This window comes from Acidithiobacillus albertensis (genome assembly GCF_001931655.1).
In the GTDB taxonomy this organism is placed as follows: Bacteria; Pseudomonadota; Gammaproteobacteria; order Acidithiobacillales; family Acidithiobacillaceae; genus Acidithiobacillus; species Acidithiobacillus thiooxidans.
In genome coordinates, this window is record NZ_MOAD01000001.1 from 1277517 (window position 1) to 1289724 (window position 12208).

10 protein-coding genes are annotated in these 12208 nt (G+C 52.7%); 7 read left to right on the forward strand and 3 right to left on the reverse strand.

Annotated features, from left to right (window positions below):
• Positions 1–5 precede the first annotated feature (5 nt).
• Both speA and BLW97_RS06590 read left to right on the forward strand, forming a co-directional pair.
• A complete protein-coding gene (gene speA / locus BLW97_RS06585) occupies positions 6–1892 on the forward strand; it encodes a biosynthetic arginine decarboxylase (protein WP_075322712.1) in 1887 nt (628 codons plus the stop codon).
• Between the two features lie 3 nt (positions 1893–1895).
• A complete protein-coding gene (locus BLW97_RS06590) occupies positions 1896–2288 on the forward strand; it encodes a group II truncated hemoglobin (protein ID WP_075322713.1) in 393 nt (130 codons plus the stop codon).
• 13 nt (positions 2289–2301) lie between these two features.
• Here BLW97_RS06590 and BLW97_RS06595 read toward each other — a convergent pair whose 3' ends face one another.
• Positions 2302–3162, reverse strand: a complete 861-nt coding sequence (locus BLW97_RS06595) for a fumarylacetoacetate hydrolase family protein (RefSeq protein ID WP_024893741.1) — start codon at positions 3160–3162, stop codon at positions 2302–2304.
• A gap of 82 nt (positions 3163–3244) precedes the next feature.
• Between BLW97_RS06595 and BLW97_RS06600 the strand changes: the two genes are divergently transcribed.
• Entirely contained in the window at positions 3245–3802 is a 558-nt protein-coding gene (locus BLW97_RS06600; protein ID WP_075322714.1) for a mechanosensitive ion channel domain-containing protein, read from the forward strand.
• Between the two features lie 67 nt (positions 3803–3869).
• Here BLW97_RS06600 and BLW97_RS06605 read toward each other — a convergent pair whose 3' ends face one another.
• On the reverse strand, positions 3870–5297 hold the full coding sequence (locus tag BLW97_RS06605; RefSeq protein ID WP_143214859.1) for an MFS transporter: 1428 nt from the start codon (positions 5295–5297) through the stop codon (positions 3870–3872).
• Between the two features lie 353 nt (positions 5298–5650).
• On the opposite strand from BLW97_RS06605, the gene BLW97_RS06610 reads away from it, so the two are divergent.
• From BLW97_RS06610 to BLW97_RS06625, 4 genes are read left to right on the forward strand one after another with little or no spacing between them, the layout of a single operon-like run.
• Complete coding sequence (locus BLW97_RS06610; protein ID WP_075322715.1) at positions 5651–6556, forward strand: PfkB family carbohydrate kinase; 906 nt, start codon at positions 5651–5653, stop codon at positions 6554–6556.
• Positions 6557–6613: 57 nt separating this feature from the next.
• Positions 6614–8047, forward strand: coding sequence for a glycoside hydrolase 100 family protein (locus BLW97_RS06615; RefSeq protein ID WP_075322716.1), 1434 nt, complete (start codon positions 6614–6616; stop codon positions 8045–8047).
• Between the two features lie 37 nt (positions 8048–8084).
• The gene (locus tag BLW97_RS06620; protein WP_075322717.1) at positions 8085–10229 is read left to right on the forward strand and encodes an HAD family hydrolase; all 2145 of its coding nucleotides are present in this window, start codon (positions 8085–8087) and stop codon (positions 10227–10229) included.
• 44 nt (positions 10230–10273) lie between these two features.
• Positions 10274–11149, forward strand: a complete 876-nt coding sequence (locus BLW97_RS06625; RefSeq protein ID WP_075322718.1) for an HAD-IIB family hydrolase — start codon at positions 10274–10276, stop codon at positions 11147–11149.
• A 6-nt stretch (positions 11150–11155) separates the two neighbouring features.
• On the opposite strand, the gene BLW97_RS06630 is transcribed toward BLW97_RS06625, so the two are convergent.
• Positions 11156–11926 carry a 2OG-Fe(II) oxygenase gene (locus BLW97_RS06630; protein WP_075323597.1) on the reverse strand — a complete coding sequence of 257 codons (771 nt, stop codon included), beginning with the start codon at positions 11924–11926 and terminating at the stop codon, positions 11156–11158.
• Positions 11927–12208: the final 282 nt, after the last annotated feature.

Consider the following 12208-nt stretch of genomic DNA (forward strand, 5'->3'; position numbering starts at 1 on the left):
CGGGCATGAGCTGGACGGTGGCCGATAGTCGTCATCTTTACAATCTTCAGCAATGGGGCGAGGGTTATTTTGACATCGCCGAAGACGGGCAAATGCTGGTGCGGCCCGATGCGCGTGCGGACAGTCCGGCGATTGGACTGGCTGATGTGGCCAGCGAATTGGGAGAACACTCCCTGGGGCTGCCCTGTCTGCTGCGTTTTCCACAAATTCTCGGTCACCGGGTAGAAAAACTGCGTGGCGCCTTTACGGCCGCCATGCAGGATACGCGCTATCAGGGGGGCTATACCCCGGTTTATCCCATCAAGGTCAATCAGCAACGTCGGGTTGTGGAAGAAATTCTACGGGCGGGCTCAGGCAATGTGGGTCTTGAAGCAGGCAGCAAGCCGGAATTACTGGCCGTGCTGGGCTTAATGCCCGTAGGCGGAACAGTCATTTGCAATGGCTATAAGGATCGCGAGTATATTCGTTTGGCCTTGAGCGGCGAAAAGCTGGGCTTGCGGGTTTATCTGGTGGTGGAAAAAATATCGGAATTACCGCTCATCCTCAGTGAATCCCGGGATATTGGTGTGCAACCCCGCATTGGCGTTCGTGCCCGGCTGGCTTCGGCAGGGGCGGGTAAATGGCAAAACACGGGTGGGGAAAAATCCAAGTTTGGTTTGTCCACCGCGCATATTCTCGATTTGCTTGAACATCTACGCCGGGAGAACGCTCTGCAAAGTCTGCAGTTACTGCATTTTCATCTGGGTTCGCAAATTCCCAATATTCAGTTTATTAAAGGTGGTATGCGCGAGTGCGCGCGACTGTATGCCGAGTTGCGGCGTCTGGGCGCGGCCCTGGAAGTCGTGGATGTAGGCGGCGGTCTGGGGGTGGATTACGAAGGAACCCATTCGCGTGCCTATTGCTCGACCAACTATCATGTCAGCGATTATGCACATGCCATTGTCAGTGCCCTGGCTGAGGTGTCCCGTCAGGAAAATTTGCCGGAGCCCCATGTGATTTCGGAATCGGGCCGGGCTCTGACCGCTCACCATGCCATTTTGTTGACGAATGTGACAGATGTGGAAATGGCAGCAGGAGAGCTGCCCTTGTCTCCAACTGCCGCGCAGGGAATCACCGAGGAATGGCAACGTCTGCTCCAACGCCTGGAGAATGCCCAGTCATCAGATGCCCTGGAGGTTTATCAGGAAGCCATTTACCTGCTGGGTGAAGTACATCAACAATTTAATCTTGGTCTGCTGCATATTGAACAAAGAGCGCAGGCGGAAGAAATTTACGCGCGCGTTATCTGGCAGGTGCGTCGCTTTCTGGACCCCCATAATCGGGCGCATCGGGATATTCTGGATGAACTGGATGAAAAAATTGTCGATAAATATTTCGTGAATTTTTCATTATTTCAATCCTTGCCGGATGTCTGGGCGATAGATCAGATTTTCCCCATTATGCCCATTCAGCGCTTAAATGAAGAACCAAAACGTCGCGCCCGGATTGAAGATATTACTTGTGATTCCGATGGTCGGATTGACGCCTATGTGACCGCAGAAGGCCTGACGCCGGCCTTGCCGGTTCATGCCGTGCAAAATGACAAGCCCTATATATTGGGTATATTTATGGTGGGTGCCTATCAGGAAATTCTTGGTGATATGCACAATCTTTTCGGCGATACGGATTCGGTGAATGTGCTTTGTAATGCGCAGGGTCAGGTTCTTCTGGAGCAGCCTGTGGCCGGAGATACCGTAGAATCGGTATTGAATTACGTGCAGTTTTCTGCTCCGGATTTACTGGCGCGTTACCAGAAAAAAGTCGATCATTGTACCCATCTCAACCCTGAGCAACGGCATCTTTTCCTGCAACAATTTGCCGATGGTCTGCATGGTTATACTTATCTGGAGTGATTTGTGATTCTTGAACCTGAAACTTCTCCTTATATTCTGTTGGGCGGCGAAAGCGCGATCCGGGCATTGGTCAATCGTTTTTATGACTTGATGGACAGTGAAGCCCAATGGCGCAGTCCTTTGCGGGAAATGCATCCGGCTGACCTGACCGAATCCAAGGAGAAACTGTTTTTGTTTCTTTCAGGCTGGCTGGGGGGACCGGATTTGTATGTCGAAAAGTTTGGACATCCCCGCCTGCGGGCGCGCCATGCCAGCTTTCCGGTAGATGATCAGGCGCGGGATCAGTGGATGGCCTGCATGTTGCGCTCCATGCAGGAACAGGACATGCCACCCGAAGTGTATACGCATTTACAGACCGCCTTGCAGCGCACGGCGGATTTTATGCGCAATCGTTAGGCTGCATGCCTGGTTAATTTGCCGAGACCGGATTGATGAGCGACCCGATGCCTTCAATACGAACTTCGCAGTGTTCACCGGCCTGTAAAAAACGCGGCGGATTGCGGGTGAATCCTACACCAGCCGGTGTTCCGGTAATGATCAGGTCTCCACTACGCAGGGGCGTGACTGCCGCCAGGGCACGAATTAGCGCCGCAACGTCGAAAATCAAGTCGGCCGTATTGCCGGTCTGCATGACCGTACCATCAATCAACGTCTGCAAGGCCAGGCCTTTGGCTCCCATGGGAAGTTCATCGGCACTGACTACCACAGGCCCACATCCGCCCGTAGCAGGAAAGTTTTTGCCCAGGGTCCACTGACTGGCGCGAAACTGGAAATCCCTGACGCTGGCATCGTTGAAAATGGTGTAACCTGACACACAATCCAGTGCTTGTGCATCGTTCATGGACCCGAAGCAGGGCTTGCCAATAACCACAGCGAGTTCTCCTTCGTAATCCAGTTCCCGGGAGCTGGAAGGGATACGCAGGGCTTGACCGTGTCCCACCAGAGTATCTTCGTAACGCATAAAAAAGTTGGGATATTCCGCTGGTGGAGCAGAGACTTCCGTGGCATGACTTTGATAATTCAGCCCTGCGCAGAGGATTTTGCAGTTTTCGGGTAAGGGAGGCAGAAAATTCAGTTGCGTGGGATCGAGCAGGTCCTGGGCATGAGCACGATTAAGTCGTTGTTCCAGATCATTGCGCAGGCTGGCACTCGCGCCGAGCAAATCCATCAGGGTCAATCGCGGGGCGATATTCCGCAGGGACAGCAAGTCGCGACCGCGCCAGAGCGCCAATTCGATGGTGCTGTTACTACTGATTTTACTGAGTTTCAATGCTTACTCCTTGCCTTGTTTGTTGCCATATACTAGCACCTCGGCTAAGGTGCGCCTATAAAATACCCGGCAAGGATAGGACATGGTAATGACAGTATACGGGATTGATGTAGATCCCGAATGGCTATTGCATAGAGCGATTTATACGGTACTGATTATACTGGGCAGCTATGTCATTTTGCATTGGTACGGTAAAGCCATCAATCACCTGCTGTCTTTTCTGGGATCACGGCGCACCATTTCCCATGGTTATGGCATCGTTTTTAAACGCATAACTACCTGGTTTTTATGGCTTCTGGTTTGGGTAGTGGTGTTGCGCGTCTGGGCGGTGGATGTGACTGCCATATGGACGACTTTTGTCAGTCTGCTGGCGGTAATCGGTGTGGGTATGCTGGCTTTGTGGGCGATGGTCAGCAATATTACCGCGCGGTTTTTTATCTGGTTCTGGCAGCCCTTACGTTTAGGTCAGCGTATCGAAATTTTCCCTGAAGCACTCATCGGTGAAGTGGTTGAAGAAAACCTGATGTTTACCGAGCTCAAACAGGACGATGGCGCGGTGGTCGTCATCCCCAATAATTTTTTCTTTCAGCGTGTGATCCGCCGTTTACCGGATGTGGGCGATAAGAAAGATAGTGAATAATTTTCTCCGGAATTGCATATTTTTCGTTTAGATGTTCAGTCAGACTTCTTGTAACAGTCTTCCATTTTTATATGGTAGATCGCGTAGTTGCGTTGGCTGACGCCTCTGTTGCGAGTGACACATTTTCTGCCTGCAGATTATGTCCGCTTAACCAACCGAGAATAATCCCCACAATGGCCATGGCAGATAGTGCGGGGTAACCGATGAACTGCACCAGCGGTCCGCCCAGAAAAGTACCCAGCACGGTAGCTACCGCGCCACTGGCATTAAATAAACCCATGGCGGCACCCTGGCTGAACGGCGTCAGACGGGCTGTAAGAGTAGTGCCCGAGATGCTTTGCAAAGGCCATACGGCAATAATCAGGACAAAACCCAACAGAGCCACGAAGGTTTTGGGAATGGGCGTAAAAAAGACAGCCAACAGCAGGGTAAACCCAAGCAGTCGTCCGATGAGCGACCAGCGATATACCCGTCCGGCGCCAAACTTTCCCGAGAGTTGTCCGCCCACAGAATAGAGAATCAGGGCAACGGCAGCCGTCACTGCATAGACACTGGAAGTCAAGGCGGGGGCCACGCTGTAGGCTTTTTGCATGGCTACGGGGAAATAGGCAAAAAAGGCGGCAACGCCGAAAGCTACAGCAAACCAGGAGAACAGAAAACGTCCGAAACGGGTGGACAAGACTTCCTTAAAGCGTTTGCCACCCCGCAGAGATAAATGATGGGAAAAGCGCATTACCCCACCTCCCAACAGTTCGGGACGCCCAAAATTGGCCAGCAGTCGCCAATCTATTTCCCGACGCATCTGGTTGCCAATTTCTGCAGGCCAGTCAAAACGTTTTGCAGCAGCGGGAAGACCTTTGGCGCCCAGCCATATGGCTGGAATTAATGCCACTGCCGAGCAGATTAAACCCATCTTGAAATTGGCCACAAAAGCACTGGCAACCAGTAGGCCGACCACCTGTCCGGCACCATTAAAAGTCTGCAACCAGCCAAGACGAGACTCCCAGTGGTCTTTGGGATCAAATTCGACAATGAATAAGCTGGCCACGGTGGCCACGGCCGAGGTACCAGCCCCTGCCAGTAGTGCCAGCAGACTCCAGGGCAAAAGCCCCGGAAGAAAAGGCATGAGCGCAAGGGCGATGATCAGCATCAAAAACCCGGTAAAAAAGACCGGTCGATGCCATTGTTTGCTGTCTGCCAGAAAGCCCCAGAGGGGTGAACTCAGAAGTCCCAGATTAAACCCACCCATTACATAGGCGACCCAACTGAGATGATGGGTTAAACCAACAATCATCAACGGTAACAGGATGGGGAGGAGGCCAGATGAAATGGCGCCGAGAAGGGCGTAGGACAGAAACCAGACCGATATCCAGCGCCTTGGCTCATTCAGAATTTTCAGCACAGTGGCGAAGCGTGCTTGGGCCAGACGTCTGCGCTCCTTGGAAAATATCGGGTTTCTGGGTTGATGCTGTTCGGCTGTTGTTTTTACAAGCATGGCAAGACCCCTCACGTTGAGTGATAAATTGCATTGGCGTAAAAATCATGGGTATATAAAATATTGATGACTATCTGGGTAAATAGTTCAACCTAAAAACGGCAGTTGCCGTGGGTGTTTTTTGCTCCGTTGTTCCTCGCCTGTTGTTCTAGGGCTCATCCTGCTGTCAGGAGAGAACTCGCCCTGCGGGCTCAAACAGCTCTCCTGACGGGCGCAGGATTTCGCCAAGAACAACAACGGCTCGAAACAAAAGTCGCGGCAAAGCACCCACGGCACCTGCCGTTTTTAGGTTCAATGTCGCCAAAAAATGGGATTGCTTGTCAGTGACCTATGCTTTCGATATGGTGAGATGCATGCATGATTTTAAGCGTTTTGGAGTGATTTTCGGCGAATGTCTGGTCGATGACTTCGGCGACAGCCAGCGTCTTGGGGGCGCGCCCTTTAATGTGGCGCGTCATTTAAACGGCTTGGGAGTGCCCGCCATTTTTATCAGCCAGGTGGGCGATGACATCAATGGCAGGAATATCCTGGATCATATGCGGCAATGGCAGATGCCCTTGTCAGGGGTGGCAGTCAGCAAGACTTTGCCAACCGGGCGTGTGGAGGTGCTACCTGACCCGGTAGAAGGTCATCGCTTCGAAATTCTACCCCATCAGGCTTATGATTACATTCCATTCCCCGAAAAATTACCTGAACCTGTTTCCTGGCTTTATCACGGTTCTCTTGCCTTGCGGGAATTCGGTACATCCCGGCAAACCTTGCAGAAATTAGCTTCCATCAGTAACAAGCGATTTCTGGATATCAATTTACGGGCACCCTGGTGGACGCCTGATACGCTTGCCCCGTTACTGACCGATTCATCTATACTGAAATGTAACGTTGATGAATTAGAAACTTTGCTGGCCGTTTTTTCGCTACGTTCCGGGCCTGTGCTACGCGACAAGATGCGGGTTTTTGCAGACCGTTTTTCATTGGAGTCGATGTTGCTGACTTGTGGACGGGAAGGCTCTGCCTACTGGGATCATAACGACTTTTATGAAGCCGCTGCTGAACCAGTAAATAATCTGGTGAATACGGTAGGAGCGGGTGATGCCTTTTCTGCCGCCTGGTTATGGAGTCTGCTGCGGGGGGAAAGCCCGGAATTACGCCTGCGCCGGGGCGGGGAATTGGCGGCTGCAGTTTGCGCTCTGCAAGGTGCGACGCCGGATTCCCTGGATTTTTATGAATCGTTCATGAGTCGCTGGACCCAAGGCGAATAATCTGTTTAACCCAATGCGAAGGCGCTAGCCCAGTATCAGCTGTGAGGAGAAAAGCCTTTGGCCGAGAATGAACCTTGTTTCAATAAACCCCGGTACCATGGCGTCAGTCCAGCCCTGGATGATGCCTATCGACTGATTGAGGCTGCTGGTGTCTTCTATGGAGGGCAACTGGTGGGTACGGCAGCCAGCGTCGACCCCAAGGCCCCTGCAGAAAATTATGCAGATTGCTTCGTACGGGATTTTTTCCCCGTCGGATTGATTCTGCTGCTGGAAAATCGGGCTAACGTCGTCCGCTCCTTCCTGCATCTGATTATGCAGCTCAGAGGACAGCAGGAAGAACTTGAAGGGCAGCAGATTGCTCCCGGGGTTATGCCTGCCTCGTTTCGCGTGCAGCGCAATGACCATGGAGAAGAGGAGGTGCTGGCGGACTTTGGCGACCGGGCCATTGGCCGGGTCGCCCCGGTGGACTCGATGATGTGGTGGTCCATGCTCCTGCATGCCTACGTGCTGTATACAGGGGACCTGGATTTTGCCCACAGCCCAGAAATCCAGCGCATGTTGCGGATGATTCTGAGCCTGTGTTTGCAGAGTCGCTTTGAGGTTTTTCCGACCCTGCTGGTTCCTGATGCCTCCTTCATGATTGATCGACGTATGGGCGTCAATGGTCATCCCATCGAAATTCAGGCGCTGTTCAATGCTACCCTGCGCTGCGCTTCCCTTTTGCTTCCAGAGCAGGGCAGTCAATGGTTGGTAGATTTGGCACAGCGCCGCAGAAATGTATTGCGTTCTTATGTACAGCAGTATTACTGGCTGGATATGGACGTCCTTAACCGGATTTATCGCTTTGAAACGGAAATGCTCGGGGTGGATATTGAAAATCTATTCAATATCCACCCCGAATCCATTCCTCTTTGGGTCCAGGACTGGCTTCCCGACGGGGCCGGCTTTTTCGTAGGAAATCTGGGTCCAGGGCGGATGGATTTTCGCTTTTTTGCCCAGGGAAATTTGTTGATGCTGGCTACGGGCATGGCCACGGTTGCCCAGGCACAGGCGTTGACCAGCTTGATTGAGCAGCGCTGGAACGACCTGCTTGGACGAGTCCCCATGAAACTCGTTTATCCCGCCGTTGAGGGGGATGAATGGCGGCTGATCACGGGGTCTGACCCTAAAAATATTCCGTGGTCTTACCACAATGGTGGCAATTGGCCGGTCATGATCTGGCCCCTGGTGGCGGCAACTATCAAGGCGGGACGCATGGATCTGGCAGAGCGGGCCTGGCAAATGGTTGAGCCACGCCTGTTTGCCGACCGTTGGCCAGAATACTACGACGGCCGTCTTGGACGTCTGGTAGGTCGTCGGGCCAATATCGGACAGGTGTGGAGCGCTGCAGGACTATTACTTGCGCGCTATTTCCTGGATGAGCCGGGTCTTCTGGAGCGGCTGGGGTTCGATGAAACACTGGACGAAACCACGGAGAGTGCAGAGGAGTAGGTAATATGTTTCGGGAGCATACAGTGAGGGTTAGATAATGGACAATCGCCCGGAAAACAAGCCGGACTCAGCCCAGCTCCATCTGGTTCTTATCAGCCTTCACGGACTGATTCGCGGCCAGAATCTGGAACTGGGCCGCGATGCGGATACGGGCGGTCAGATTCTTTATGTCGTCGAACTGCTGCGCGCGCTTGCCGCAGATCCTCGGGTCGGGAGGGTCGATCTGCTCACCCGGAGGATTCACGATTCTAACGTGGCTGATGATTACGCCAAGCAACACGAGATCCTGCCTGACTTGCCGAAGGCGCATATTATTCGTTTTCCGGCTGGACCTGACGAATACCTGCCCAAAGAAGCCCTGTGGCCTTATCTGGATGGCTTTAGTGATCACGCCATGGAGTATCTGCGTCAGCAATCTCCGAGTCTTATCCATTCTCACTACGCCGACGCAGGCTATGTGGGTATGCGTCTGGCTTTGCAACTCGGTGTGCCCCTGGTACATACCGGACATTCCCTCGGGCGCAGCAAACGCCAGAGTCTTTTGGCCTCTGGAGAGTCAGAGCGCACCCTCGAGAAAAAATATCGCCTGTCCCAGCGTATCCGTGTTGAGGAAGAAATTCTGGCTACTGCCTCCCTGATCATCACCAGTACCCAGGACGAGATTGATAGACAATACGGGATGTATGATTGGGCAAATGCTGAGCGGATGCGGGTGATTCCGCCAGGGGTTAATGTTTCCCGCTTTGAGCCCGGTCCTCAACCCTCGCCGCCCATCAGCACAGAATTGCGACGGTTTTTACGGGCACCACAAAAGCCACCTATTCTTGCCCTGTCCCGTCCCGACGAACGAAAAAATATTGCCGGTCTGATTCATGCCTACGGCCAAAATCCAGATTTACAGGCGCGCGCCAATCTGGTGATTGTGGCCGGAACACGCGAAGACATTCGTGACATGACCGCCGGTCCACGGCGGGTATTGACGGAAATTCTGCTGTTGATTGATCGTTACGATCTTTATGGGAAAGCCGCCTATCCCCGCTACCATCGCCCTGATGACGTTCCTGATCTTTATCGCTGGGCGGCAGGCCTGGGGGGTGTTTTCATCAATCCGGCCCTGACCGAGCCATTTGGTCTGACACTCATTGAGGCGGCAGCTTGTGGCTTACCGATCCTGGCGACTGAAGACGGAGGGCCCAAAGATATTATTGCCAATTGCCAAAACGGCGTGTTGATTGATCCTCTGAGTACTGAAGAAATTGGCGAGAAGCTGCTCAGCATGCTGAGCGATAAGACTATCTGGCAAAGTTATGCCAAGAACGGTATTGCCGGGGTACGTCGCTATTATTCCTGGCAGACCCACGTTAACCATTACCTGACCGCTCTGGATGAATTGCCCCTTACTGTTCCTCAGCAACAAGAAAGTATCCCAACGGGCGAACGTATTACTGCCGATCGGCTGTTATTTCTTGGTGCCCGTTTGCTTGATCCAGCACCCATTCCTGAGCAACAGGAAGAATTGGTCGCTCTGCTGCATCGCCAGCGGCGGAAAATGGCCTTTGGTTTGGTCAGTTTTCGTCCTCTCCATGAGTTGTTGGCTCTGCTCAAGCAGCGCCGCATGAATGTTCCTGATATTCTCATAACCCGTGGAGGGACCCAGATTCATTATGGTACCAGTCTCTCCCGCGATCAGGGTTGGAGCCGCCACATTGGCGTAGATTGGCAAGGCGATCGGGTATACGACCTGCTTGCCGAAACCCCTGGCGTGCAGATTGTAGGCCGCAGCGGCCAGGGTTTTTATGCCGTGCATGGTTTCATCCATGACAACGCCGAATTTGCGGGATTGGCAGAGCTGAATGATCAGCTTCACAACTGTGATATTCCCAGCCGTTTGATGGCCCTCAATCCGCAGGAATTTCTGGTTGTACCCCAGCGCGCTTCCTTGGGATTCGCTATTCGTTATGTGGCGGATCGCCATGACATCGCTCTTGACCACGTACTAGTCGTCGGCAGTGCCCGTGCGGATCTCGATTTGCTGGGAGGTAATATTCTGGCTGCCCAGGTGGGCGGAGAAAAAGATCTGCAGCAACATGAGGATATTTATCAATGTCAGGTAAGTGGGCTACCAGGAGCGATGGAGGCTATCACGCATTATGATTTCCTGAGCAATAATGCAGCGATCTAAGCAAGGGAAATGGTGATCTGTCTTAAAGGAAGCAGGAGACAAGCATGATGAACGCAACAGAGGAAAACATTCCGACAATATTAATCTGCTGTGATCTGGATCGAACCCTGATACCAAACGGCAGTCAGCCTGAATCCGCACAGGCCCGTCCTTTGTTTCGGGAGCTTTGCGCCCATCCTGCTGTACACCTGGCGTTGGTTAGCGGCCGCCATCTGCAACTGGTTACCGCAGCCATTGAGCAATGGCAACTACCTGTTCCCAACTTTATCATCGGTGATGTCGGTACAAGCATTTACACTCTCGAAGAAGGACATTGGCGTCATTGGGATCATTGGTCAGCAGAAATTGGCCCTGACTGGGGAGGAATGACGCATCACGACATTACTACGGAGCTTGCCGATATTTCCGCCATCACCTTGCAGCCAGCTGAACAGCAGGGAATATTCAAGGTCAGTTACCAGGTGGATATGGGTATTAATCGCGACATCCTCGAGGCCGAACTGCTCCGCCGCCTTTGGGGCATCGGGGTTAATGCGCGATTGGTCTTGTCTTTCGATGAAATGACCGATACGGGTTTGCTGGATATTCTGCCCAGCAGCGCCAGCAAGCTCCATGCTATAGAATTTCTCGGTCAACAGTGCGCGTATCCCCAGGAGCGCACGGTTTTTGCCGGTGATTCGGGTAACGATCTGGAGGTGTTAGGCAGCCATATTCACTCCGTGCTGGTAGCCAACGCCCATCAGGAGGTCCAGAAAGAGGCCATACGTATGGCTGCAGCGTCGGATCTGGCGGACACCCTTTATATGGCCCATGGAGGATTTCTGGGCATGAACGGGAACTACAGCGCCGGCGTATTGGAGGGACTCGCGCATTATCTGCCCGAAACGGCGGCGTGGATGAAGTTGCCTGCTTGTTCATGAACCGCATCACTGCTTGTTTTTTTCTTGAACACCACCAGCCAGACGGTAGCCGTCGGCGTCTTTGCCCCGGACGCGTCGCCAGATGACCTGCGGGGTGAGGCGGTTGGCAACGACAATAAAAACCTTGCGGAAATGGCCGGGCGGACACTGCACGGCTTTGACGGCATGCCAGGAATGATCGGTTTGTGCAAAAAGAAAACTGCGATTTCCCAGTACCTGTGAGGCCCCGGCCTCGCGCAAATCCGTATAGACCGGCGCCGAATGACGTGGCCATTTGCCACCATCATCCAGAACCAGCGTCTGTCCGCCCCAGGCTTCTTCCCAGTCTTCTGGCGTATTGAAATAAAAAATATGCGAACCTATTTTCCGCCGGGCATCCGTATGGGGTGAAATGGAGGCGCCGGATGGCGCATAATGCCAATGCATGGTCAGAATAACCGGTGTCCTGGGTGTTAAACCGAGCATCTCGCGCCAGAAATCCTGGTAAGCCTCACTGTGCAATTCGTGAATAAAATCCCTCCAGCTGGGCGTCAGGACTTTCTCCAGCGCTGGTCGATATTGCAGTGCGAGACGATCATGGCTTGCTTGCCCGTGCGCTCTTTTGTAACCCATTTGGGATTCAAAAAGAACAGGATCAGGAAGATCCTTGCAGAGCTGGTCAAACTTTTCCGGATAAAGAAAATCCGAAATACGGATCCATGGGTAAGGCTGCGTATGCCGAAATTCTTGGGATTGGGCGCCCAGCCTGTCCATAACCGATTTGTTGATTACATCCATAAATGCCATTCGCAAAGGAGGATACCCATGAAAAGAAGTCCCTCTAGAGATCCTGTCGCTACGCTGGATGCATCCTGAGAAAACGGATCGTCCCAAATGCCCATTTTATAGCATTACGAAGTACATCAAAAAGATCAGCTCGTGGTGTCTCAACGCGAGCAGCAGATGATTTTGGTGAACACTCCAAATACCTCATTAATTCAGTCTTATGTCGGGAATTATTAGCTGTTTTTGACGAATTAAGCCCCACGTCACGGGACATTTTCAGATGACAGGAAGGTG

Bases quoted from the DNA above. Each gene is read 5' to 3' on its own strand.
- speA (WP_075322712.1), top strand. From the start codon at position 6: ATGAGCTGGACGGTGGCCGATAGTCGTCATCTTTACAATCTTCAGCAA.
- BLW97_RS06600 (WP_075322714.1), top strand. From the start codon at position 3,245: ATGGTAATGACAGTATACGGGATTGATGTAGATCCCGAATGGCTATTG.
- BLW97_RS06605 (WP_143214859.1), bottom strand. From the start codon at position 5,297: ATGCTTGTAAAAACAACAGCCGAACAGCATCAACCCAGAAACCCGATA.
- BLW97_RS06610 (WP_075322715.1), top strand. From the start codon at position 5,651: ATGCATGATTTTAAGCGTTTTGGAGTGATTTTCGGCGAATGTCTGGTC.
- BLW97_RS06620 (WP_075322717.1), top strand. From the start codon at position 8,085: ATGGACAATCGCCCGGAAAACAAGCCGGACTCAGCCCAGCTCCATCTG.
- BLW97_RS06625 (WP_075322718.1), top strand. From the start codon at position 10,274: ATGATGAACGCAACAGAGGAAAACATTCCGACAATATTAATCTGCTGT.
- BLW97_RS06630 (WP_075323597.1), bottom strand. From the start codon at position 11,926: ATGGATGTAATCAACAAATCGGTTATGGACAGGCTGGGCGCCCAATCC.